The following is a 25,234-nucleotide window of genomic DNA, read 5'->3' as shown; positions in this document are numbered from 1 at the left end:
CCTCCTGAACGAATCATGATATAAACTGAAGTGTGCCAAATTTGCGAGGGAGATGGAAATTGACAACGTCGGTCGCCTGCCAAGCTTGATATTCCCTAGTCCCTGCCTCATCCTCGTCGATACGATAGAAATTCACTCGCCAGATTTGTCCCGGTTCAAAAGGACGCTGGAAGTTCCCAACCGGAATATGAATGGTGTAGATCCTTTTGTAATCATCCAGCCGCTCAACTACAGTCTGCAGCCCCTCCAAACGCCATGACAGGTCCGTTCCGATAACCGATTCAGCGCCATCATGAGCAATCATGGCATCAAAGACGATATTATGCGGACTTACTTCCAGCTCCATGTAGCTGGTGCCCGTTCCCGACTCATCAATAAACAGCTCAACAACATCCTGTTCATAGAGCGGGTCATCCCGTTTCGTAAACGTTGACTTAACGTAGGAATCATTGCACAAATAACGTAGATGCAAGTACGCTTGGCTCCAGCATAACCGTACTTCCGTCCATTCCTTGGGCGCTGCACCTGTTACCGTTTCAACTAGCTCGAGTGCCTCGCAGCCCTCCCAATCCAATATGCTAATGAAAGGATTGTCCGGATCGCATTGCATCTGTTTACAATAGTAGGTTTTACTTTTCCGCAGCATGGCAGCGTCCACCATTTCACGCTCCTTTTAGCAAATTACGTGATATTGATAATTAGTGATTCACATGTGATAATACTTATAATACAGGATTAACGAGATCTTTTATTTAGTGAAAATCGTGATTATTTGGACTTTTCCGTTCTCTTTAAATTGAATATATAGGAAGGAATAATCAGCCTTGGATAACGATACAAACCAATACCCTTTACAACAAGTTGCAGCCCCTAATTTATGGTCGCCAAGCGTTCACTACGCCCAATTCCAGCACATGCCTGTCGGCATACTGCCAGAGCGAAGACTCTATGATTTCGAGCTTCTATATGTTTGCCAAGGCGAAGCAGCCACAAAGATGCAAGGTCAGCGTTATGTGTTGGAAGCAGGTCAGCTTATCCTTTTGCCTTCAGGCGTCTATCACCAGAATGAGATCGTTTCTCGTTCAGGAGCACGCTTTCTGGGGATACATTTCGACTTTTTCAATGAGCTGGACATTCAGACAGAGGCGGATATGGTCGTCAACGAAGCCGATGTACGGCCTTCCAAATTTTGTTGTGAAGCTGTTGTCGAGGGGCAGCCCCCTTTGAGCGGTTACCCCATTTATACACCTCCGCTTGCATGTGTCCAACTAATGGAGCAGCTTGTCGAAGAATTTACCATGCGCCCGCTAGGATATGAGCTCGTCTGCAAAAGCTTAATGCTCCATATTCTCACCTATTTGCTGCGTACGCCGTTATCTCGCACGCTCTCCCATGCTACTCTTCATGGCAAGAGGCTTGCTGAGCTAATCGAACAGATCGAAGCAGCACCAGCAAGTCCTTGGACAAGCTCAGCTATTGCCGAGCATATGAATATGAGCATCGATCATGCGGCAAAGCTTTTTAAGCAAATAGCCCGTATGCCGCCGAGCGAATTCGTCCAAACCGTTCGGCATAGGGAAGCAAGAAGGCTTCTCCGTGAATCTGAATTATCCATCGAAAACGTAGGCGATTTGGTCGGCTATTCCGATATCCATTATTTCAGCCGCATCTTCCGAAGACATGAGGGCATTTCTCCTCGGGAGTACAGAAAGTTGTCTAAAATTTTATAAAACACGCCAAAAATCCCTCTTCCTAAGCGGAGGGGGATTTTTCGTATTCGAACGGCTGTTCATAAGCTTAATTAGGTTCGCGCTCCATTTTGGATCTTGTCGAATGCCTAAGCAGACATTTGTAAGGAATAATCATTTTGACCGGAATTGTATACTGGTTGTCCAAATAATCGAGCAAGAGCTTAACCGCGAACATGCCCATCTCCAGCTTAGGAACATGGATAGTCGAAAGCGGAGGTGAGGTGAATTCGGAAATTTCAATATTATCTACGCCGAAAAAAGCAATATCATCCGGAATTTTCAGCTCGCGCTCCGTAGCAGCCCTCATAGCGGCAATAGCCATCATATCGCTGGCCGCAAAGATAGCCGTCGGCGTATGGTCGTTCATCTCGAACGCCTGCCGTGTAAGCTCATAGCTTAAAGCTACATCCCACTTCACGTCGATAACCCAATGATCATAAATCGGGAGTCCCGCTTCTCGCATCGCACTTTGATAGCCGAGAAAACGCTTCTCGTCGCGGAAGTCATCATCCAGCTCTGCACCGCCGATATAGCCGATTTGCCGATGTCCTTGTTCGATGAGATGCTGAACAGCTTCCTTAGCAGCCGCTCCGCGGTCATAACTTACAACAGGAACCTCTTTATCTGAAATATCTACGCCGACAACGGCCCGCACATTAGCCTTTATCCACTGGTAAGCCTCCGAATCGATGCGTTCAACGACCAGCATGCCATCAATCCGATGCTCCTTGACAAGAGTACGCAATTGCTCTACATCCGATTCATTTTCAATACTATATACAAATTCAAGACGCATGCCCGCTGTGGCAAGTGCTTTCTCAATGCCTTCCAATATGACTGAAAAATAAGGATTATTATATTTATTTTGTGGAATGGCAACAACGCATCCAATATGAAAAGCATGTTTGGACTCGTTTTTTTTCGTCTTTGGCGTGCGGTTCGTCCGGTAACCCAGTTGCTCTGCGGTTTCCCATATTTTTTTGCGTGTTTCATCGCTAACAGAACGGTTGGAATCATTTTTCATCACCCGTGAAACCGTTGAGATGGAAACACCTACCCGATCCGCGATATCTTTCAATTTAGCCATTGTCCAGCCCTCTCCCCCACAAATCCAAATCTAGGCACGCTTCCTTTATTGGGGCAATTTTTAGCATCCTCACAAAATTTGCGGCAAATTTAATTTTATATTCCATCTATACCTATGTCAAGAAAACAAACCTCATCTACGCAAAAAACAGGACAAACGCCGTAATGGCGCTTGCCCTGCTTGTTTAATATGCGATAATCATTATGAATGGCTATTTCACTTTGGAAGCCAAATCAGCGATGGCCGCTTGCAAATCGCCTTCACCCGATAGCGGAAGCTTTAACGCTTGCTCCCCATAGGTCCAGACCAAATCTGTTTTCTTTGCCGTAAACGGCGAGATAATTCCAAATTGCTGAGCATCCAAGAAAATTTGATTCTCGTTGCCTGCTGTTTGAATATAAGCATCAGCTGCTGCCTTGTTCGCAGGAATCGAATAACCTTGTTTTGCAAGCTCCGTTTGCCCTTCTGGACCAGCCAACCAAGTAAGCAATTTCGCAGCTGCTTCTCCATGCTTCGTATTCGAGCTGATCGCCATACCTGCCGGTTGTACGACCGTTTGATTCGTCTTGAATTTAGGCAAATAAGCGATGCCGTATTTAATGCCTGCTTCTTTGTAGTTGGTCGTATTCCAGTTTCCGCCTGGATTCATGGCAACCTTGCCTGTTGTTATGCTTAGGTTGACTTGACCGCCAAGCCCTTCGATTTGTGCCGGTGTTGTATTAATTTTTTTGTTTTTGGTCAAATCGATAAAGTAGTTCAACACCTCAAGCGCTTCTGGCGTATCTAGAGCAAGCGAGCCATCTTCATTGACTAGCTTCGCACCATTCGACCAAAGCTCAGGCTCAAGGAACCAGTCCATCGTTGAGCCAGGAGAGATCGACATCCCCCACTGTACGATGTTTTTGGCGTCAAAATCCGCATCTCCGGCATTTTTACCGTTTTTATCAAGTGTCATTTTCGTAGCGATATCTACGATTTCATCCCATGTCGGCTCTAGGCTCGGCATTGCTGCACCGTATGGATTCGTCTTAGAATCGGTAAACAATGCTGTATTGTAATACCAGACGATGACATTCGCATCAATCGGAAGAGATACTTGCTTATCTTGATATTTGTGTAAGCCAAGGAGGCTTGCATCTATATTGCTAAGATCGAATGAGTTGGATGCAAGCAGACTGTCGAGCTCTTTGAAAATACCTAGCTCCGCGTATTTCTCAATGTAGGCGTAGCTGGTTTTGAACACGTCCGGCAGCGTACCGCCAGCAGCATTGGCTGTCAAGCCATCCCAATAGCTGCCCCAATCCTTGCCTTCGAGCTTCACTTTAATGTCTTTGTTCGCATTCATAAATGTATTAAGCAGCTCCTGTGTGCGCAGCAGCTCCTCCGCTGTTCCCCACTGGGAATAAGTAATCGTGACAGGCTCTGCAGAAGCCGAGTTACCATTGGTACCGCCGTCAGCCGTGTTTGCCGAATTAGAGCTGTTATTGCTCCCACAACCTGTAAAGATAATAGCCATTGCCAATACCATGATCCAAGCGCTGGACAACCATTTGCTTTTCGTATTCATGTAAAGTTCCCCTTTTACGATAGTTTAGAAAACGATAAATACGGACGTGACTAATAGTGCTACCCTTTCGATCCTGTAAGGACCACCCCCTCAACGATATACCGCTGAGCAAAGAAATACAGCAGACCAATTGGGATTATACTTATGAATGCACCGGCAGCAAGTGCCGGGAAATCCTGACTTGTTTGGCCAATCAACAACTGCAGCCCTACACTAAGTGTAAACATCTCGTTGTTCTTGATATAGAGAAACGGTCCAAGGAAATCAAGCCAAGAGTTCACGAATGCGAAAATAATAGTCGTCACGATAATCGGCTTCGACAGCGGCATAATAACCCTGCTGTAAACCGTCCAGCGATTGCCTCCATCAAGATAAGTCGCTTCATCCAGCTCCTGTGGAATGGTGAGAAAAAATTGTCGGAACAAGAAAATGTAATAAGCGCCTCCAAGCCATGCCGGTACGATCAACGGCAGCCATGTATCAATCCAGTGCAGTTTGGCAAACAGCACATAAGACGGAATCATCATGATAGATGGAGGAATCATCAAGGTAAGCAGCACGATCGGGAACAGCTTGTCTCTGTACTTGGTTGCGAACCGCGAGAAGCCATAAGCCACGATTGAGCTCGATATCACCGCACCGAGTGCTACGAATATCGAAATCGTGAACGAGTTTTGTATCCATTTCCACATGAGCGGCTGTACGGTAAACAATCGGTCGAATGCCTCAAAGGTTATCTGCTCGGGCAGCAAGGAGGGTGGAACCTTGTACGTCTCCATCTTCGTCTTCATCATGGTCGAGAGCATCCAAATAAGAGGCCCTGCAAACACCATCAGCGTCGCACACAGCAAGAAATATTTGAGCACGGTACTGCCTAGGCTCGTTTTTTGTCCGCCATTCATATATGTTCCCCCTATTTCTCGCCTTCGTAGTAAACAAAGCGGTTTGATAGCTTCATGAGGACAAAAGTGACCAGTGCAATTAATGCGAACAAAAAGATAGATTGCGACATGGCCATACTAAACTTCAAATCCGTGAAAGCTGACTTGTAAATATTGTAGACAAATGTATAAGCCGCATAGTTAGGACCACCCTTCGAGAGCAGCAATGCTTCCGTAAACATTTGAAAATTATACATGGTCTGAATAATGATAACGAATAGGATGGATGGGCTGATCATCGGTAGCGTGATCGAGAAAAATCTTCTTACCCGGCTGGCACCATCAATATCTGCCGCTTCATAGAGATGCATAGGCACATTTTTAAGCGCCGCCAGAAAGATAAGCACACCGCTGCCGGATATCCATACCTGAAGCAGAATAATAACCGGTTTAATCGTATGCTCCCCACCGAGCCAATCGGTCTTCGCCATCCCGAGCAGGCTAAGCCCCGCATTCAGAATGCCAAATTCCGAGTTGAACACCAGTCTCCATATAATGACTGTTGCCACGATTGGCACCAGCGTAGGTAAGTAATAGAACGTACGGAACAATGCAATTCCCCGTACATTGAAATTAAGCAGCAGCGCTAGAACGAGCATTCCTGCTGTTACAATCGGAACACCGAAGACGACAAAATACATCGTGTTAAGCAGGCTTTTCATAAAAATCGGATCGTCGATCATATGGATAAAATTGCTCAAGCCTACAAAATGATAATTAACTGCTCCCGGCAGCTTCGCGTCTGTGAAGGAATAAAAGACTGAGGTTCCAAACGGAATTAAGAAAAAAGTAATAAAACCGATAATCCACGGCATAATGAAAAGAAAAAATAACAATGTGTCATACTTCCTCAAGCTCTTCATCATGACACCCCTTAGCTCATTAGTTCGTCCAGATAGACATATCGTTCTTCAATAATAGACTTCTCTGCAGCGAGGGCGATCAGCAAAGCATCTCTTCCAATCTGCGCAGTAGCGAAGGGCTGCTTGCCTTCTGTAATACATGCGATAAAGGCCGTTCGTTGGGTTTGTCCGCCTGTATGTCCGCCCATAATGGAATCCGACGTGACATCAATATCAAGATGATCCTTCGTGAGATCATTGCCGCCGACAATATCGATTGTCTTATCGTTTTTAGCAACCATTTGACCACCATTTTCCCCGATTAGACCAATTTCAAGACCTTCGCCCATCAAATTTCTAGGTTTCAGGTACATGCATAGTCCGAGATTGGCCTTGCTGCCATTATCGTAATCAATCGTTATAAAAGCATGATCCACAATGGTCGGGTCCGTTATGTTCTTAGCAGGATAATGGCTGTATGAGTTCGTTATCCGATTGTCCTGTCCTTGCTTCATGACATGCTGGCCGCCTGAAGCAAATACGCGAACCGGCTTCGCCTTGATCATCCAGTTGAAAATATCAAAATGATGACAGTCCTTCTCGACAATCGCTCCACCTGATTTGGATTTGTCATAGAACCAATCAGCCGGCGGAAACGGATCGCGGAACTCTTTGCACCACATCAGCTTCACATCGCCGAGACGTCCCTGTTCAAGTTCCTTTGACATCCTGCGATACAAATTGGAATAACGATATACCAGCCCAATTTGCAAAATACGCTGATGCTCCTCGGCTGCTTTTATAATGGCATCGCAATCCTCAAGCGTGTGGGCAACTGGCTTCTCCAGAAAGACATGCTTGCCTGCTTCCAAAAAAGCTACTGCAACTTCTCTATGCAAATAGTTCGGAACACTGATGACTACCGCATCCAAACCCTCTTTATGCAGCAGCTCCCGATAATCCGTGCATACAATCGGCTTGCTATTCGAGAGCTCAGCCATCGTACGCGCTACATTGGCTTCGTTCATGTCACATATATACTTCACTTCGCACTCTTCCAACAAGTCAAAGCCAATGCAATGATGGGAGCCCATATCACCTACACCGATAAACGCCATTCTAATCTTGCTCATGTTTGCACACTCCGTTGTCATTATTTTGCGTCAATTCATAAAACTGAAAACGATGTTAGATAATCTAACAAGAACCAATTCATGTTTTGATAGTAATGCAAATTTTTCATATTGTCAATATTTTTTGGCTATTTTTTTCTCTATATTTGCGGCAAATACTGAAATAACTTAAAACGCGCTATTCACGCACCCGATTCAGTCCTTTTTTCACAATGTTTCGCTATCTGTCTTCAAATTCTAATTAATCGAGCGAAATTAAAACTATTTATTTGCCGCAAATTTTATCGCGTCATAATGGTGTCAGTTTCACGTTTTTCACCTTTACTTGAAATAAACTGCGTTATTCGGCCAACTTCGTCTCTGAACTGGGATGCAATTCGAAAAAATACAAAGAAAAACCGGCATCCTTATATCGGATACCGGTTCTATACAGCTCAAAAACTAATCATGAACAAGCCCAGCTTTGTAAGCGACAGCAAAAAAAGTTTGTATGCTTGTATGCATTCATGTATTGAGACGCCTTGGACAAAAGCAAAAGCGTTCCTTTATTTTGTCCATTGAGTCAAAACGTATTATCGATTACGATGATTACAGATCGATAATGATTATCATTATCTTAATACATCATTCGGAGGAGAACAAACATGTATCGAGGATCCAAATCTGCTGCTCTATTGAGCACATTCGCATTAATGGGGGCATTATTGCTTGGCTGTGGCAGCAGCAACACCAATGAAAGCAATGCAGCAAGCCCTGTCGCTGAAACGACAGAAGCACCTGCCGCAACCGAACAAGCAGCGGAAACGACGCGTATCTTCACGGATTGGACGAAGCATGAGGTTGAGGTTCCAACAACACCTCAGCGCGTCATCTATCATGGAGAAACAACAGGAGATTTACTAGCACTTGGCGTGAAACCAATAGGAATTATGGTGGATGCGATAACAGGAACCGTTCTGGAAAGCCAACTGGTTGGCGTTGAAGACGTAGGCTTTCCATTAAGTATAGAGAAATCGTTGTCTCTGAAGCCTGATCTAATTATTTTCTCCAATTCCGATGAACAGCAGTACGAAGCCATATCCAAAGTTGCTCCTACCGTTACCTTCAACACCTTCGACAAGCTCGATGTACGGATGCGTACACTCGGCGACCTGCTTAATAAAAAACAAGAGGCTGAAGATTGGCTCGCTGCGCATGCTGTCAAAATGAACGACATGTGGAAACAGCTTCATGATAACGGTATAAAAGAAGGCGAGACTGCTGCTGTGTTCACTTTATATCCAGGCAACAGACTGTTTATTATGGCTGGAGCCGGACTGCCCCAGTTCCTTTATGAGGAAGGCGGCTTCAAACCTACACCGATTATTCAAGATCTTATCGACAAAGAAACAGGCTTCGCCGAAATTTCCGCCGAACTGCTGCCGGAGTATGCCGCTGACCGGATCTTCATATTGAATCCTGTTGACCCTGCCGCGCAGCAATCAACAAGCGATCTTTTAAAAAGTGAAATTTGGCAGAAGCTCCCTGCTGTACAACAGGGACAAGTCTACAACTTCGATATTCTCAAAGCAAACAGTGACGCGACTTCAAGAGAATGGCTCATCGATGAGCTTCCAAAGGTACTTTTGCAAAAGTAAGAATCAAAAGATCTAAGCCTACTCAGAAGAAGCTCTTCAACTTATGTTGAAAAGCTTCTTCTTTTTGTCTATAATGAATGTAATTGATAATTATTCTCATTAGCGAAAAGAGGCTTCAACATGTCAACGCTGACAACCACTCGATTACCCCTTCATTCCTTGCTGTTCCATTATATAGATGCAGACCAGCTTAGCCATAGTGTGAATGAAGTGTTAGCCGAAGAAACGACTTCAAGCTACATGCTGCTCGTAATCAAGAGCGGAAGCGGCAGACTTTATACGGAGGCGTTCAGCTCCTCATTCTCGCAAGGCAGCACCTACTTGCTCTCTCCAGCGATTGCCTATCAATTCGAAAGCATTGACGACTGCAATATCGAATATTACAGGGTCTTCTTCCGTGTTTTTCAAGTGAACGAAGGCGCTGCAGCAGCCTATTATCAACAGCTGTTCCCTGAACGCAACGAGCTTCGGATCTATCCGCAAGCACAATGGACTGATTTACTGAACCAGCTGTATGTCGGCCGAACGAACCGCAATGAGCTCGAAGCCCATCGGCAGCAGTCTCATTTCCAGCACATGATTTCGTTTCTGCTTGAGCATAATTTCCAAGCTGATGTCATGCCGAGCTCTGCCCAAACCGTTGAGCAGACGGTTCAATATATGCAGACCAACTATCAGACCACTATCACCGTCAAACAGCTAGCACAGATGGCCAATATTCCCACTTGGCAGTTTACATCGGTATTCAAAGAATTAACGGGTAAAAAACCGCTCGATTTCTTAACAGAGGTGCGCATTAATCATGCCAAAGAATGGCTAACTCATACCGAGAACACCCTTCGTGAAATTGCCGAGCGAGTCGGCTTTGCGGACGAGTATTATTTCAGCCGACGATTTCGGCTGTTAACAGGCTTCTCTCCCCGGCAATATGCCAACTCCATGAATTTGAATATCATTGTGAAGGATTGGAACGGCCATGAGGTTCAGATTCCTTCAAAACCTAGTCGTGTATTATATTGTGGAGAAACGACAGGCGATATGGCCATACTTGATATTCCGCTAATCGAGAAGCATTTCTTTAGCAAGGAGACACCTCTTTGCAAGGAACAGGCCGCTAAGCTTTCGCCGGATTTAATTATTTTTGACTATCATGATGAATCGCTGTATGCACAAGTGTCGCAGATTGCCCCAACCCTAACCTATAATTCTCGCGGTGCACTGAGCGATAGACTGTTAATGCTCGGCGAATGGTTTGGCAAGAAAAAAGAAGCCCAACAATGGCTTCTTCATCATAACCGCAATATGTTATTGATGTGGCAGCGGCTGCGTGCGTATCTCCGCCCTGATGAGACAGCCTCCGTCATCGTATTTCACCGCGGCAAACGTTTATTCGTCATGGGAAACATCGGTTTATCCTCGATCCTGTACCACCCGCACGGATTCCGTCCTGCCGGCAAAGTTCAACAAATGATGAACTCGGGTAGACCGTACAAGGAGATAACGGCCAAAACCATTCATCACTATGCAGGTGACCGCGTGTTCATGATGCTTCCCGAAAGTCCCGAATCCAAGGAAGCCATGAATGAGCTGATGAGTAGTCCATTATGGCGAAACCTCCCCGCAGTGAAAAACGGATACAGCTACCTGCTTGATGAACGGGATTGGAACTATGAGGATGCCACAACGAGGGACACGCTCCTATCGCTTCTCCCTCAGTTGCTCACCCAGTCCTCTTAGCGAATGCTACATGCCAAACTGTGCTTTATGCAGTCGGCTGTAAGCGCCTTTGACTGCAAGCAGCTCTTCATGCTTGCCCTGCTCAGCAATCCCTTGCTCCGCGACAACTACGATGCGGTCAGCGTTTTTAATTGTAGCGAGCCGATGTGCAATGACCAGCGTCGTACGCCCTCGCGAAAGCTCAGCAAGGGCTAGCTGAATTGCCGCTTCTGTCTCCGTATCCAGTGCAGATGTGGCCTCGTCCAAAATAAGAATTGGCGGGTTTTTCAAGAACATCCGAGCAATCGACAACCGCTGCTTCTGGCCGCCAGATAGCTTGACGCCTCGCTCTCCGATAAGCGTAGCAAGTCCTTCCGGCTGCGACAGGACGAGCTCCTCCAACTGCGCTTGGCGTGCGGCTTGCATAACCTCTTCGTCCGATGCCCCAAGCTTGCCGTATGCAATATTTTCCCTAATAGAACCGTCGAACAGGAATACATCCTGCTGAACAATGCCGATGTTCGAGCGAAGCGATTCAAGCGTCATCTGCCGAATATCGACGTTATCGATTGATATCGATCCTTCATCCACATCGTAGAAACGCGGAAGCAAGCTGCATAACGTCGTTTTACCCGCTCCCGATGGGCCAACTAGCGCAACCGTCTCCCCTGCTCTAATTGATAGGTTCAGGCCTGTCAACACCTTGTCCTTGTTCTCGTAGCCGAAGGTCACTTTATTGAAGCTGATATCGCCTTTCAACGAGTTTATGCTTACAGCGTCAGGTGCATCTTCGATGTCAGGCTCCGTTTCAAGCAGCTCCAGGTAACGTTTGAACCCGGCAATTCCTTTCGGATACGTCTCGATAACGGAATTGATTTGTTGAATAGGGCTGAGGAATACGTTGGACAACATAACGAAAGCAATAAATTCGCCATAGCTCATGTCGCCTTGAATGACAAACCATGTGCCGCAGACGAGAACGAACAGCGAAATCAGTCTCATCAGAATAAAGCTGATCGAAGAGTTCCAAGCCATTACGCGGTATGCGATTAGCTTCGTCAACCGGAAACGACCATTGTTCTCAGCAAAGCGTGCCATTTCATGCTTCTCGTTCGCGAAAGCTTGAACAACACGAATGCCGCTTACGTTGTTCTCAACGCGTGCGTTATAATCGGCAATATCGGAGAACATCCGATTAAAGGCTGCCGACATTTTACGGCTGAAGTACAAGGATAAGTAAACCATAAGCGGTATAATGACAAAGGTCATGACCGCAAGCTGCCAGTTAATGCTGAGCATAATACAAAACGCTCCTGTCAGCGTCATCAAAGCGATGAATAAATCCTCTGGTCCATGATGAGCGATCTCGCCAATATCCATGAGATCATTGGTCATTCGAGAGACTAGATGGCCTGTCTTATTGTTGTCAAAGAAACGGAAGCTAAGCTTCTGCACACGATCGAACAGCTGCTTGCGCATATCGGATTCGATATTGATCCCTAGCTTATGCCCCCAGTAAGTGACTACATAATGCAGCGCGGCACTGAACACATAGATTCCGAGCAATCCAAGACAAGAATATAATATCCATTTCCAGTTGCCGCTTGGCAGTAAATCATCGACTACACGGTTAACCGCGAGCGGGAATGCAAGCTCTAGCAATGCAGCCAGTATGGCGCATGAGAAATCCAAAATAAACAGCTTCTTATAAGGCTTATAATAAGCAAAAAAACGCCGAAGCATAAACAACTTCCTCTCTTACCTCTTTTTTGTTACTCTAATTGAAAATCGTTATCAATTGCAGCCCATTTATCTTAATGCAAACTTAGATTCGAGACAATGGACAAACGTGAGCATTTTTTTGTACAAAATGAAAGGCCATTCCTTCGTTCCATGTCATCATTTTGGAGAAACCATGTCCTTTTCTCATCATTTCATGCGTCCATAAGCTATGCTAAAGTAAAAGCATATGAACGAAATGAGGGATAGACTGTGACTAGAACAATTCGGATCGGAATTATTGGGAGCGGCGGCATCGCAAGAGCCCACGCTTCTGCCTATAAGAAAATGCCCCTGCAAGTAGAAATCGTTGCAGTGGCGGACAGCCTGCCTGGCCGGGCGCAAGCTTTCATCGAGCAAGAAGAGCTTGTCCATGCCACAGCATTCGAGGATCACAAAAAGCTGCTTGAGCTTGATCTGGACGGGGTCAGCATTTGCACGCCGAACTTTGCCCACCATGAGACATCAGTCAACGCACTTAATGCCGGCAAGCATGTGCTGGTAGAGAAACCGATGTCCGTTACTTTGCAGCAATCCATTGATATGGTTGAGGCTGCCGAGCGCAGCGGCAAGATGCTGACTGTTGGCTTCCAGCCCAGATATGACCCGAATATGTCCCTGATTCAAGAAATTGTGCAGTCGGGCAAGCTCGGCAACGTATATTTCGTAGAGACAGGCGGCGGCAGACGACGCGGCATGCCAGGCGGCACCTTCATCCGCAAGGAGCTTGCAGGAGCAGGAGCGATGGCTGACATCGGATGCTATTCCCTGGATATGGCGCTGAATGCACTCGGCTATCCGAAGCCGCTTACCGTTTCCGCTTATACCTCCAACCATTTCGGAACGAATCCGGCCTACCATCGCGAAGCTTCCCAATTCGATGTTGAGGATTTTGGAGTTGCCATGATTAGGCTTGAAGGCGATATCATATTAAATTATAAAATAAGCTGGGCGATGCATATGGACACGCTCGGAGCAACAATGTTCTTGGGAACGGATGCAGGTCTTAAAGTGACTCCAGCCGGGATAGGCCCTTGGAGTGGAGTATGGGACGGAAGCGTTGGAAGCATGACACTCTATCACGATGTAGCCAACCAGCATGTTCAATCAGATATTCCTGTCATTGATCATGGTCTGAATTTGTTCGACGAGAAAGTACGCGACTTTGTCGCTGCAATAACGGATAACCGACCTGCGCCAATACCAGGTGCCGAGATTTTGTATAACCAAGCGATCATTGATGGCGTGCTTCGTTCCGCTGCTAGCAAACGCGAAGTAACGATTGACTTGCCTTAAGACGCAATGGGCATGACAACTTGAAGAAGCAGCTCTGCGCGGACTAATGTCCACCTGAGCTGCTTCTTCTGTTTCTAGCTATTACGATCTATAATATGTAGAAGCTCCTTCGCAGAGGTCCGCTTCGATGGAGATGGAATGACGCGAGGATAACCAATGTGCAGAACGGCAATAATCTTCTCTCCTGCTTGTACCCCAGCCCTATCTCGGAAGGTCGGATTGTACATATAGGGATTTGACTTCCACACCATGCCGATCCCTTGCTCCCACGCAGCGAGCTGCAAATTCTGAATGAGACAGCATACAGCAGAGAAATCCTCATCCCATTGCTTTTGCCTCGGATCTTCCTTCATAATAACGAGCAAGTGCAGCGGGATATGCATATATTCTTTACGCCTTTGCTCCTCGTATTTCGCTTTCTCTTCCTTCGTGAAGGTTTCAATCATCGCATCAGCAAATTGACTTCTTCCATCGCCTGTATACACAATAAATCGCCATGGTTCTCGCAAATTGTGATTAGGAGCCCAAACAGCCGTATCCAGCAGCTCCGTAAGCTGTTCAATCGTAACTGCCTGGTCCGTAAATGTTCTAATGGTGCGCCTTTGCTTGATTAGTGCTGCCATGCCTCCAGCATTAAATGCCAATTCCATCCTATTCCTCTCCCTCACCCAACTATAATTTTTGCTCACGGTTTATTTCGATTACGATATAGCAAATAAATGAGATATGGAGCGCCAACAATTGCTGTTATGATCCCGCATGGTATTTCGATGGGCGGAAAGATTGTTCTTCCAATTAAATCTGCAAGCATAACAATCATACCGCCAATAAAGGCAGATGCGGTCAGAAGCTTTCGGCTGCTGTTTCCAACTAGCTGCCTCGCGATATGAGGTCCCATTAAACCAACGAAGCCGATTGTACCGGCCATCGCAACAGCTGCGCCAGCCAGACTTACGCTTATAAGCAATAATACTCCGCGATATCGCTCTACACGGGCACCTAGCCCAATGGCTAGTTCGTCCCCAAGCTGCAAAATATCCAGCTTACGCGACATCACAAGAGCGGTTGGGAACAAGATAAGGAGCCACGGAAGTAAGGACCAGAAGTGCTCCCAGCTTCTGCCGTATGCGCTCCCTGTCATCCATAGCAATGCTTGCTTCACATGCTCGATCTGGCGGGTTGTTAGCAAGAAGGTTATGTAAGCATTAGCCGCAGCTGATATGCCAACGCCAACAAGCAGCAGCCTAAGTGGAGATAGACCTCGTCTCCAAGCTAATACATACGTGATAGATGCAGCGAGCAGCGCCCCTAGGAATGCTACAAATGGCAGCACTGCATTCGGAATAGCAGGAAGAACAATAATGATTGTTACAGCCATTAACGCTGCGCCTGCATTGATTCCGATCACACCTGGGGATGCCATCGGGTTGCGTGTAATTCCTTGCAGGATGGCGCCGGATAAAGCTAATCCACAGCCAACTAGAAATGCGACCAATGCTCTTGGGAGCCTAAGCTCGCTAATGACGAACTGATGCTCAGAACGGCCATAACCAAATAGAGCTCGCCAAATGTCATTCAAGGGCACCGCATATTCCCCCCACATGACGGACAGCACCAATACAACGAGATTAGCAATGGCAAGAAACATCATAATAACGATAAATCGCTTTGCAGCGAGCTGAAGCAGCATATTACCTCCCCCTCCTTTGTGCCAAATAGATCAAGAAGGGTGCGCCTGCCAAGGCGGTGACGACACCTGCCGGCAGCTCCTGAGGCGGGTATAGAAATCTGGCGCCAATATCCGCAGCGAGCAGCAAGGATGCGCCAAGCAATGCCGAATACGGAATGATCCAGCGATAGTCAATCCCAATCAAAAATCTGGCGATATGGGGAATGACTAACCCTATGAAACCGATTGGACCTGCAATCGCAACAGAGGCGCCAGACAAGCACATGATGATTAGCAGTGACCCCGTCTTCATCCAGCCAATACGAAGGCCTAAGCCTTGGGCAACCTCATCTCCCAGACTGAGCATATTAATTTGCCGGCTCAGCAGGAGCGAGCCTATTAAGCCTGCTGCTAGGAACGGCCATACCTGCTGCAGCATCTCCATACTCCCTCCAGTTAGCGAACCTGCGAGCCAGAATCGCATTTCATCCAAGGATTGCTCACTAAAAATCAACACTCCCTGTACGATTGAAGCTAGTAGCAAATTAATCGTAGCCCCTGCTAATATAAGCTTAATTGAAGTCAATCCACTGCGGCCAAAGGAGCCGAGCCCATATACCACTAGGCAGGCAAGCCCTGCGCCAATCAACGCAACCCATAATTGTACATGAGCGGAGGTGTAGCCAAATAGAAATAAAGAAACGACCATGAACAGAGCTGCCCCGTTATTGCTGCCAAGAATTTCTGGTCCAGAAAGCGGATTTCGGCTAATCGCCTGCATGACGCTGCCAGCTATCGACAGGGCGCAGCCAACCAGCACCGCAATAATCGCACGCGGCAGCCTAACCGTTCGAATAATCAGATGCTCCCGAGAGCCATCGAAGGCATTAAAGGCTCCGATTACCTCGGAGGGAGGGATCGTCGTCTTCCCAACAGAAATGCTGGCAACAAAACAAAGTACGACAACAAAACTAAGTATGATTATGCCAATGATTCGATTTCGCAACTCTAAACCTCCAAGCATAAACAGCATAACAAAGCAGGATAACGGTGCAGGCGCTGCCCGTTATCCTGCTTCAGCCGTTATTGATCCAAAAACGTTCCCATATCCTCAACCATCCGATTAACAGCTTGTATGCCATGGCCGCTTAACCAAACTTCCCAATCTGCCATATACACGCGATTCTGCTTCACAGCCTCGAGCGTATTCCATAACGGATTGCTTTTAATTTTATCATTGAAATATTGCTGCTCACTTTCTCTGCCGAATAAAATAATGACATCTCCATCTAATTCAGCAATTTGTTCATCCGTTACATTGAAGTTGAAATCATCCGTCTTGTCCTGTGCCGCTGGGCGCTTAATGCCCATTCGCTCAACAACTCCGCCTGTGAACGAGGGTTTCAAATAGACTGATACGCGGTCCTTCCTTGGACGCAGCAATGAGACCTCAGTACTCGTGAGCTTGTCCCCTAGCTTTTCCTTCAGCTTGGCAATATGAGCATCTAGCTCCACAAAAAGCTTCTCGCCTTCTGCGACCTTACCTACGACGAGCGCATGAAAGGTTAAGTTCTTCTCCCACTCTGCACCGCCAACTTCCGTAAAAACAGTTGGAGCTATTTGCTGAAGCTGCTCGTAGATCGCTTCCTGCGTATCCTTGATTCCGATAATCAAATCCGGTTTAAGCGAAGCAATCGTTTCCAAGCTGGGCTGCTCGACCGTACCAATATTCGTAATACCTTCGGTGTCTTGCAAATAAGAAGCATAGCCATCTTCAACAGCTACAATGGAAGGCGCACCTACTGGTTTCACCCCTAGCGCAAGCAGATTATCCAATGCACCGTTATCGAGTACCACAACTCTGGATGGGTTGACTGGAATACTCGTCTCTCCGTTTGCATGCTTTACGGTTTGAAGCTTCTCCGCAGTTACGGCGCTATTAGTAGAAGCTGGCTCCTCGGTTGCAACTGCCTGCGCTGCTGGCTTAACTTGTTTCCCGCCGCAGCCTGTCATTACGCTAAGCATTAACATTGTGATAGCCAGCGTTATCAAGCTGTTTAATTTCAATCTTTTCATCCTTCATATCCCCCTGTGCCTGTTTGGGCTGTAAGCAGCCATTTTCTGAGAACTATTCTCATTCAAAATGATAGATGGTTTGCCTCATTTTGTACATCTATCCGTTTATCCATTTCCATATACTATTTTATCAATTGTCTTTTGGCGTTTATTTTTTATTACTATTCTTGTTTGACTGTGAGAATCATTTTCATTTAGAATGTAACTATATCATTTCTCATTCACGTTTCTTAATCAGGATTAACAGAGACAGAGGGTGCTGCAATGAATCATACCATGTTTGTACTATCTTCCATTCATGAATATCGGAGAACAACGCGCTTCTCCATTCTACATAAACCGATTTCCTTTTATGTACTAGGGTTTATTACGAAGGGCAGCGGGGAACTGATCCTCGATCAGAAGTCTCATTCCATAAATGCGCTGCAGCCTTTCTTCTTAACGCCAGGCATGAACGTAAGCTTCCTATCCCAAAGCGATGAGCTGGACTATATTCTATTACTGTTGGAGCCCGTAACCTTGCAACGAAGCAAACGTCAGTGGCTGCTGTCTGCGCAGCCTGAGCTTCCCACAGCGCTTAAGCAATTAGGGGTTCCTTTGCGCAACGAGGTGCAGTATCGAGAGAAGCTCGTACAACTGCTTCAAGCCGCAAGAAAACCACGGCATGAACCGATGCTGCAAACGAGGTTCCAGCTTTTGTTCAACGAGGTGCTTTATGAGTTGCTCTCGCATGAGCAGGAAACGGAACGTGATGCAGGCATGCAGGACAGCCTCCGTTACATCCATTCCCATCTGCACAAAAAAATGGAGCTGAGCACGTTAGCTGATATTGCGATGCTTACACCTACGTCGTATTCACGGAAATTCAAAAGGCTGCATGGCGTATCCCCCATCGACTACGTCAATTTCATTCGAATCGAGGAAGCGAAAAAGCAGCTGTCTGCAGGTCATGCTACTATACGGGAAATATCGGCGCGAGTCGGCTTTAACAGTGAATTTTATTTCAGCAAAGTGTTCAAAAAAATGGTGGGAATCGCACCTGCCTTATACATTAAGCGTCATCACTTAACGGTTGCGACCGTAGCCTGCAATCACTATGACGATATCCTTCGGTCACTGCAGATTGAACCCGTCCTAACGGTGAACAGCTACCCCTATCCCGGCATGGATGAACAAAAGCTTAAAATTCGCTTAGCAGGTCAATTGCAGCAATTAGCGGCGTTAAAGCCAGATCTCATTATTATTGATCGGTATCATCGCCATCTGTATCCGGCATTGCAGCTTATTTCTCCTACGATCTGTATAGATTATGACTCGGATTGGAAAGTGACCTATCTCAAAATATCGGAGCTGCTCGGCCTTGAGCTCAAGGCTCGCGCAGTTCTGAACCTGCTCGAAGCCCGGGCCATTGACGTCCAGAAACAGCTAAGCCGCCGCTTCGGCAATGGCAGTCTCGCACTCATGCGAGTAACGCCAGATACCGTTCGGATCATTGGCGCGCCAGAACATCCATTAAATGATCTGATTTATAACCAGCTCGGAATTACGGCCGGAAGCAGCAGCCCCGTAATCGACCGCAAGCTCGAGCTCCCGCCCGGTCAATTATCAACCATCTCCATGCAATCGGATTATTTGTTTATCCAGAAGCATTTTTTTGAAACCAACAACGACAATGCTCTCCAGCAAATGCAGCATAGCACCTTCTGGCAAACGCATGAGGCCGTTCGCAACAATGGTATCCGCTACATTCCGAATTGGTTCGCGATGAGCTGGACACCGCTAGGACGGCATCGCATCATGGATTCACTGCTCAGCTTGAATGACGAGGCCAAATAAAAGAAGCTGCCCCTGCTGGAGCAGCTTCAAACTATCGTACTTTCTCTATACAGATGATATAAATCCGCGGTTGCTGCTCTTCGCAAAGTTGATGATCGACTCATACTGCGTCTTAGCAATCCGGCGGTCCGACATTGGAAGGTGAGGGTTTTTGACAATCTCGGCTAACTTCTTGAGCTCCTGCATTTCCTCAGGGGTCACTTTGACCGGTATTTTCCCCACGTGCTCCACCCTCCTTACCATGTTTTGATCAAAAATCGATCCCTAATCGCTTCGGGTTTATCAGCTATGGTCATTATACGCAAAACTTGCATAAACTTTCCTATTATTTTGGAGGCGTTCGCGGATTTGGATCATCCATTTCTTCTGGGAACAGATCAGCAAACTCCTTGTTCTGCTTCCCTTTCAGATAAGCAAGTCCTGCGTAGCCTGCGAGCAAAGAGCTGCTGACGACAGCAAAGTTATCGGACGTGTTCGCCATCGACAAAGCTGTTTTGGCCAGAATCCCCGTTCCAATAGCAATAAGGAGATCTCCCAAAAATCCCAGATCGAAAAAAATCTTCTTTTTCGCATTGCTGTGATCCCGAAAACCAATAACGAAAATAACGAAATAATAAATGCGCTGAATCCACCTGATTAACCAATTGCTTGAAAGTGTCAGATTCGTCTCATCATATTCGATCACGAGCTTAGGCATTTCGATAATTCCATTTTTCACAAAATGTCCAATCAGGCCGCCTACTAAGCTCATGGATACAGATAAGCCAAATACTTGCATGAAGGCTTGAAAGCTTGCAATGACCATCTCCGCATGACCACCCTTCAACAACACATTATGCTTGGCAGCACGATGACGCACTACTTTCACTTTATGATGTTGTTTCGGGGTTCACGACTATTTTTTTCGCGAAACATCCCTCGTAAGCTCTTGAATAATAGCGGGAAGCGGCCCCGCTTGATTACTCATCAGCAGGCGAATCATCTCATCGCCCAGATCATTTCCTTGGTCTTCTTTAATTTCTTCTATTTCATTGTGCAGCCTCTCCATCTTTTTATCGAGCGCCGCAGCAGAATCCGCTGCTTCCTTCAGCTCATTCAACAGATGCGGCGGTATGGCATTTTTGTATTTATAATAAATTTTATGCTCAAGGCTTGCCCAGAAATCCATCGCAATCGTGCGAATCTGTACTTCTACGCACACATTCTCACGCCGATCCGATATAAACACCGGCACCTCAATCAATAGATGCAGGCTTTGGTAGCCATTCGGTTTAGGATTTTTAATATAATCTTTGATCGACAACAGCTTCAAATCGCTCTGGTTCTGCAGCATATCGCTAATCCGGTAAATGTCAGATATAAAGGAGCAGTTGATACGCAAGCCTGCAATATCCTTAATCTCATGACGAATGCTTGAGAAATTGAAGTCGCATTGCTTGCGCACAAGCTTCTCCATAATACTTTTGGGAGACTTCAATCGTGAGCTGGTATGCTCAATCGGATTGTACTCATGCAGCAGTTTGAACTCTTCCTTCAATATGTCTATCTTCGTTTCAAGCTCCTGCAAAGCAAATTTGTACATCATCATAAAGCGTGTAATTTGCTGTTTGAAATCTTTGACCATATGCATCTGTTCCATCGACATGCTGTGTTGTTCCCCTTCCGCACCTAGCGGGTTAATATGTAGCGAATCATTCCGTTACTCATCCAGAAGCTGAAAAATACGACTTAAATGCTGCAAATCATCGTTTGTGATTCGTTCTTTTATATAGGTTATTATAGCAGAATCTCTCTCTTCAATGGACTCCGTATAGGCCTTCCCTGCATCCGTTATCGTAATTTGCACGACACGTCGATCCGAATCGCAGCGTGAACGCTCAATCAATCCGATCTCAAGCAGCTTATCTCCCATCAGCGTAACTCCGCCGGCTGTTATAAAAAGCAAATCTGCGATTTCCGTAGATTTCATTGGACTTTTTCGATTCAAATATTGAAGCATTCTGGTTTGATTAACGGAAAGGCTGCAATCAATACCTTTATGCCATTCTGTTTTCATTTTTTTGTAGACACTTTTCAGCAGCGGATATAGCTCCTTCCAATCTTCATCAATCGACATGTCCATCCTCTTTTCTTATCCAGCATTGACTTCTGTCCAGAAACATTACTATAATTACATAGGTTACCTAATTAATCTATCAAATATGTTCACCGAGGTGAATCGAATGAGCGATAATAAATACGAGAATGTATCGGAACTTATACATGTGTTTCAACGTTTCGCACGTGCCGATTGGCGCAAAAAAACGATGTGGGACGGTCTCAAGGCTAGCGAGATTAGATTGCTGGTCAGCGTTAAGCAAAGTAATGATAAAGGAACATCTGGCACGACAGTCACCGAATTAAGCAAAATATTGCAGGTGACATCACCTACCGTTACCCAAATGCTCAACAGCCTAATTGCTGCCGAATGTGTAATCCGAACTGTCGACAAGACAGATCGTAGAATAACTGGAATTACGTTAACCGAAAAAGGTAACCTGCTAGCAACCAAAGCGATTGATAGATTCAAATCGATATTCAAGGGCATTATAGATGAGCTTGGCAAGGAGCAATCCGACCAGCTTATCCTCATGTTGAATCAAGTGTTTCAATTTCTTGAAGCAGCGAATAAATCGCTGGATGAATAGATAAGAAAATAGGATTTCACAGGCAGCAGCTGCTGCCTGTGAAATCCCTTCTATAGAGCCTCTCTCCGTCTTATTGGAGAGCAGGCTCTTTTTTGACCATATCGATTGGCTCGGATTCCGCTTTAGCCTTCGTATCGTTCGCGGAGCGAAGCGGAATTTCTTTCAGGAACATAACCAATATAAAGGCAACCACGAGCAAAGACATGCCGAACAAAAATACGACAGTTAGTGAGTCGCTTAGAACCGAACGAACCATATCAATAATATGGGTAAATAACGGCTGCACTTGCTCAGGAAGCGTTGCATGCAGCTCTTTCAATTTGGGCTGGTCGAGCAGCATCTGCGGATTCAGGAAACTGGACAGCTGCTGTGCTGTCTCCGGATCTACCTGTGTCAAATCCGGGCCTTCACCCGCTTTTACGGCAGCTTCCAGCTTGCTCGACATCGTCGAGTTCATGACCGTACCCATCACGGCAATACCAATTGTACCGCCCAAGTTGCGGAACAAGGTTGCTGTTGCCGTTGCCACACCTAGCTGTGATGGCGCTACTGCATTCTGAACCGTCAAGGTGAATACCGGCATTGAAATCCCAAGTCCAATACCGAATACGATCATCGCTGCAACAGCAACACCCACATTATTCATAAAGGCCATCATGAGCATACCAACCACCATGAACGGCATGCCTGCCAATGCGAAGCGTTTGTATTTGCCTGATTTGGAAATCCAGCGACCAGACAATGTACTTAAGAAGATCATCGCAATTGACATCGGCATATTAACGAAGCCCGAATAGGTTGGAGAAATGCCGAGTACCCCCTGCACGAAAAACGGCAAATACATCATTGCCCCCATCATGCCGGCATTCATCAGAAACCCAATTGAATTGGATATCGTCACGATACTGTTTTTGAACATGGACAAAGGTAATACCGGACTTTTCGCTTTCCGTTCGACCAACAGAAGAATGATTAGAAAAACGATGGAGGCGGCGAACAATCCAATAATTTGCGTAGATGCCCAATCATATTTCGTACCTGCCCATGAGAAGCCGAGAAGCAATGCAATCAGCATTAAGGATAGAAATAACGAACCGAGATAGTCGATTGACTCCGTCGTTTTTCTAGCTGTTTTGGGAAACATCGACCAGATCATGCCGAAAGCGACGACGCCAAGCGGAAGGAAGATCCAGAAAATCCATTTCCATGCAATATGATCGACCAAAAATCCGCCGAGTGTTGGACCGATGACACTTGAGAAGCCGAATACCGCCATCATGACTCCCGTCCATTTCGCCCTCTCCCGCGGCGCGAACAGATCACCTACCGCCGTAACCGTCGCCGACATTAGAATACCGCCGCCTAAGCCTTGAATGCCTCGGTACGTTATCAGTTGAAAGACCGTCGTTGAGGTTCCGCATAAAAACGCACCAATAATGAAAAATACGATCCCGACCAATAAGAATGGCTTGCGCCCATAAATATCGGACAACTTGCCGACTAGCACTGTCGCGATGGTTGAAGTAAGCATGTAAATCGTAATAACCCAAGTGTAGTACTCAATGCCTCCCAGAATCGCAATGATTCTTGGCATTGCCGTACTTACGATTGTCTGATTAATCGCAGCGAAGAACATAGCCGCCATTAGCGCAATCATTATCGTTAGCTTTTTCTTGTGTGTCAAATGCTCCATATGCTCTGCACTCCTAAACATTTTTATTTATTATGACCCTTTGGCAGCCAAACTAATGATTTTTTAGTTAGGTTGCCTACCTATTTGTCTATGATACAATAACTTTAGTACTAAAACAACTGTAATATTTGATGTATGCGCTATCGATTAAAAAGTGTTTTTTTGCACACAAAAAAAGACAGGCCGGTGCTAGCTCCGGCCTGTCTTCATTCATCTATATTAATCGCCCAAAGGGAACCAGCCTGGCGTATGAACAATTGCCTGCCAGAGCGGTGTCGGCACGACCAAACGATCTTGATCGTCCTTGCTGAGCGTTGTTTTAATTTCGTCTTCGCGTCCTTGTGCTACCTTTTCCACCCAATCTGGCTCTACAATCAGCTCACGACCAATTGCCACTAGTGGAACGCCGGTATCAAGCGCCTTCACCGCCTCATCAGGTGTGTTGATGGAGCCTACCCCGACAACAGGCACCAGATGGCCCACTCGGTCTTGAATCCATTGCAAGCGTGTCTTCGTTTCGTCTGCGCCACGGCGCGGAATCGACCAGAATTCCATCAAGGAAACATGCAGATAATCCAGCTCTTTAAGCGCTAATTCATCAACAAGCCTGAACGTATCGTCCATCGTTATGCCTGGAGTAGTCGCTTCTTCAGGTGAGAAGCGGTAGCCTACTAGGAAAGGAGCACTCGCATGTTCTTTAACAACACGCTGCACTTCATCTACAATCGCAAGCGGGAAGCGCAAACGATTCTCTTGACTGCCGCCCCAGCGATCGGTGCGTGTATTCGAATGAGGAGAGAAAAACTGCTGTACAAGATAACCATTGGCACCATGAATCTCCACACCGTCAAAGCCAGCCTCGATTGCTCTTCTCGTTGTTTCGCCAAAGTCACGAATGATTTGTTCAATTTCGGAGTCTAATAACGCTCTTGGCACAACGTTTGCGCTTTGTTCTGAAGCTACTGCGCTTGCGCTCACAACATCACCGTCTGGAACTAGGCTCGGCGGACATTCTCTTCCGCCATGAAAGATCTGAAGCACAGCCTTCGAGCCTTTCTCTTTGATGGTCGAAGCCAAGCTTCGCAAGCTCGGGATCAATGCATCGCTATCGCTTCCGAACTCGCCTTGGAATCCTTTTCCGCTTGGAGATACATATACACAAGCCGTAACAACCAAGCCTACGCCGCCAGATCTGCGCTCGTAATATTTCAATTCAGCTTCGGATACCGTTCCATCCTCATTCGAGGAGAAATTCGTCATTGGCGCCATTACAATTCGATTCTTCAATTGAATTCCGCTCTTTAAGGATACTTCTTCAAACAATGGCTTATAGTTCTGTTTCATTATGTTCATCTCTCCTATTGTCTATTTACGATTAGCTGCAAGCACGCAAAATAACTGTAACTTTTTCCGATACTGTAATATTAGTTTATACAGTTACGAATGTCAAGCTGCCAAGGTGAAACGGCTTTCCCGGCCTTTGAGGGCGTGTTTCATTCCGAGAACTATAGAGAAAGGATCGTG

23 protein-coding genes are annotated in these 25,234 nt (G+C 46.2%); 6 read left to right on the top strand and 17 right to left on the bottom strand.

The annotated features are described in order from the left end of the window. Positions 1–13: 13 nt before the first annotated feature. Positions 14–661 (bottom strand): carbohydrate-binding family 9-like protein, encoded by a 648-nt coding sequence (locus tag FGT79_RS12425; RefSeq protein ID WP_138753140.1) that lies wholly within the window; start codon positions 659–661, stop codon positions 14–16. Between the two features lie 163 nt (positions 662–824). Here FGT79_RS12425 and FGT79_RS12420 point away from each other — a divergent pair, with 163 nt between their 5' ends. Continuing rightward, positions 825–1,730, top strand: a complete 906-nt coding sequence (locus FGT79_RS12420) for an AraC family transcriptional regulator (protein ID WP_246096401.1) — start codon at positions 825–827, stop codon at positions 1,728–1,730. Between the two features lie 67 nt (positions 1,731–1,797). Here FGT79_RS12420 and FGT79_RS12415 read toward each other — a convergent pair whose 3' ends face one another. The 5 genes from FGT79_RS12415 to FGT79_RS12395 form a co-directional block, all read right to left on the bottom strand. Beyond that, the gene (locus tag FGT79_RS12415) at positions 1,798–2,838 is read right to left on the bottom strand and encodes a LacI family DNA-binding transcriptional regulator (RefSeq protein ID WP_138753139.1); all 1,041 of its coding nucleotides are present in this window, start codon (positions 2,836–2,838) and stop codon (positions 1,798–1,800) included. Positions 2,839–3,049: 211 nt separating this feature from the next. Next, positions 3,050–4,405 carry an ABC transporter substrate-binding protein gene (locus FGT79_RS12410; protein ID WP_138753138.1) on the bottom strand — a complete coding sequence of 452 codons (1,356 nt, stop codon included), beginning with the start codon at positions 4,403–4,405 and terminating at the stop codon, positions 3,050–3,052. Positions 4,406–4,464: 59 nt separating this feature from the next. After that, entirely contained in the window at positions 4,465–5,307 is an 843-nt protein-coding gene (locus FGT79_RS12405) for a carbohydrate ABC transporter permease (RefSeq protein WP_138753137.1), read from the bottom strand. Positions 5,308–5,318: 11 nt separating this feature from the next. Then, complete coding sequence (locus tag FGT79_RS12400; protein ID WP_246096399.1) at positions 5,319–6,182, bottom strand: carbohydrate ABC transporter permease; 864 nt, start codon at positions 6,180–6,182, stop codon at positions 5,319–5,321. Between the two features lie 38 nt (positions 6,183–6,220). Continuing rightward, on the bottom strand, positions 6,221–7,321 hold the full coding sequence (locus FGT79_RS12395; RefSeq protein ID WP_138753135.1) for a Gfo/Idh/MocA family protein: 1,101 nt from the start codon (positions 7,319–7,321) through the stop codon (positions 6,221–6,223). A gap of 644 nt (positions 7,322–7,965) precedes the next feature. Between FGT79_RS12395 and FGT79_RS12390 the strand changes: the two genes are divergently transcribed. Both FGT79_RS12390 and FGT79_RS12385 read left to right on the top strand, forming a co-directional pair. Further along, the gene (locus tag FGT79_RS12390) at positions 7,966–8,958 is read left to right on the top strand and encodes an ABC transporter substrate-binding protein (RefSeq protein ID WP_138753134.1); all 993 of its coding nucleotides are present in this window, start codon (positions 7,966–7,968) and stop codon (positions 8,956–8,958) included. Between the two features lie 120 nt (positions 8,959–9,078). Then, the gene (locus FGT79_RS12385) at positions 9,079–10,695 is read left to right on the top strand and encodes an ABC transporter substrate-binding protein (RefSeq protein ID WP_138753133.1); all 1,617 of its coding nucleotides are present in this window, start codon (positions 9,079–9,081) and stop codon (positions 10,693–10,695) included. Between the two features lie 6 nt (positions 10,696–10,701). On the opposite strand, the gene FGT79_RS12380 is transcribed toward FGT79_RS12385, so the two are convergent. Beyond that, positions 10,702–12,417, bottom strand: coding sequence for an ABC transporter ATP-binding protein (locus tag FGT79_RS12380; protein ID WP_138753132.1), 1,716 nt, complete (start codon positions 12,415–12,417; stop codon positions 10,702–10,704). Positions 12,418–12,666: 249 nt separating this feature from the next. On the opposite strand from FGT79_RS12380, the gene FGT79_RS12375 reads away from it, so the two are divergent. After that, positions 12,667–13,749, top strand: a complete 1,083-nt coding sequence (locus FGT79_RS12375) for a Gfo/Idh/MocA family protein (RefSeq protein ID WP_138753131.1) — start codon at positions 12,667–12,669, stop codon at positions 13,747–13,749. 74 nt (positions 13,750–13,823) lie between these two features. Here FGT79_RS12375 and FGT79_RS12370 read toward each other — a convergent pair whose 3' ends face one another. The 4 genes from FGT79_RS12370 to FGT79_RS12355 form a co-directional block, all read right to left on the bottom strand. Then, positions 13,824–14,399, bottom strand: a complete 576-nt coding sequence (locus tag FGT79_RS12370) for a nitroreductase family protein (RefSeq protein WP_138753130.1) — start codon at positions 14,397–14,399, stop codon at positions 13,824–13,826. A gap of 35 nt (positions 14,400–14,434) precedes the next feature. Further along, positions 14,435–15,439, bottom strand: a complete 1,005-nt coding sequence (locus FGT79_RS12365) for a FecCD family ABC transporter permease (protein WP_138753129.1) — start codon at positions 15,437–15,439, stop codon at positions 14,435–14,437. Position 15,440: 1 nt separating this feature from the next. After that, the gene (locus tag FGT79_RS12360; RefSeq protein WP_246096397.1) at positions 15,441–16,424 is read right to left on the bottom strand and encodes a FecCD family ABC transporter permease; all 984 of its coding nucleotides are present in this window, start codon (positions 16,422–16,424) and stop codon (positions 15,441–15,443) included. A gap of 77 nt (positions 16,425–16,501) precedes the next feature. Beyond that, positions 16,502–17,494, bottom strand: coding sequence for an ABC transporter substrate-binding protein (locus FGT79_RS12355; protein ID WP_138753127.1), 993 nt, complete (start codon positions 17,492–17,494; stop codon positions 16,502–16,504). 264 nt (positions 17,495–17,758) lie between these two features. On the opposite strand from FGT79_RS12355, the gene FGT79_RS12350 reads away from it, so the two are divergent. After that, entirely contained in the window at positions 17,759–19,330 is a 1,572-nt protein-coding gene (locus FGT79_RS12350) for a helix-turn-helix domain-containing protein (protein ID WP_138753126.1), read from the top strand. 45 nt (positions 19,331–19,375) lie between these two features. On the opposite strand, the gene FGT79_RS31110 is transcribed toward FGT79_RS12350, so the two are convergent. The 4 genes from FGT79_RS31110 to FGT79_RS12335 all read right to left on the bottom strand — a co-directional run bounded on the left by FGT79_RS31110 (position 19,376) and on the right by FGT79_RS12335 (position 21,446). Continuing rightward, positions 19,376–19,552, bottom strand: a complete 177-nt coding sequence (locus tag FGT79_RS31110; RefSeq protein ID WP_171056214.1) for a hypothetical protein — start codon at positions 19,550–19,552, stop codon at positions 19,376–19,378. Positions 19,553–19,655: 103 nt separating this feature from the next. Then, positions 19,656–20,189 carry a hypothetical protein gene (locus tag FGT79_RS12345; RefSeq protein ID WP_138753125.1) on the bottom strand — a complete coding sequence of 178 codons (534 nt, stop codon included), beginning with the start codon at positions 20,187–20,189 and terminating at the stop codon, positions 19,656–19,658. Between the two features lie 36 nt (positions 20,190–20,225). Beyond that, complete coding sequence (locus tag FGT79_RS12340; RefSeq protein WP_138753124.1) at positions 20,226–20,975, bottom strand: GTP pyrophosphokinase; 750 nt, start codon at positions 20,973–20,975, stop codon at positions 20,226–20,228. 54 nt (positions 20,976–21,029) lie between these two features. Continuing rightward, on the bottom strand, positions 21,030–21,446 hold the full coding sequence (locus tag FGT79_RS12335; RefSeq protein ID WP_171056213.1) for a MarR family winged helix-turn-helix transcriptional regulator: 417 nt from the start codon (positions 21,444–21,446) through the stop codon (positions 21,030–21,032). A gap of 106 nt (positions 21,447–21,552) precedes the next feature. Here FGT79_RS12335 and FGT79_RS12330 point away from each other — a divergent pair, with 106 nt between their 5' ends. Continuing rightward, the gene (locus FGT79_RS12330) at positions 21,553–22,017 is read left to right on the top strand and encodes a MarR family winged helix-turn-helix transcriptional regulator (protein ID WP_171056212.1); all 465 of its coding nucleotides are present in this window, start codon (positions 21,553–21,555) and stop codon (positions 22,015–22,017) included. Positions 22,018–22,087: 70 nt separating this feature from the next. Here the strand turns inward: FGT79_RS12330 and FGT79_RS12325 are convergent, their stop codons facing one another. Both FGT79_RS12325 and FGT79_RS12320 read right to left on the bottom strand, forming a co-directional pair. Beyond that, the gene (locus FGT79_RS12325) at positions 22,088–23,710 is read right to left on the bottom strand and encodes an MDR family MFS transporter (RefSeq protein WP_138753121.1); all 1,623 of its coding nucleotides are present in this window, start codon (positions 23,708–23,710) and stop codon (positions 22,088–22,090) included. A gap of 219 nt (positions 23,711–23,929) precedes the next feature. Beyond that, positions 23,930–25,054 (bottom strand): NADH-dependent flavin oxidoreductase, encoded by a 1,125-nt coding sequence (locus tag FGT79_RS12320; RefSeq protein WP_138753120.1) that lies wholly within the window; start codon positions 25,052–25,054, stop codon positions 23,930–23,932. Between the last annotated feature and the right edge of the window lie 180 nt (positions 25,055–25,234).

The sequence above is a fragment of the Paenibacillus sinopodophylli genome (assembly GCF_005930355.1).
In the GTDB taxonomy this organism is placed as follows: Bacteria; Bacillota; Bacilli; order Paenibacillales; family Paenibacillaceae; genus Pristimantibacillus; species Pristimantibacillus sinopodophylli.
This window is presented reverse-complemented; position numbering and strand designations above follow the sequence as displayed.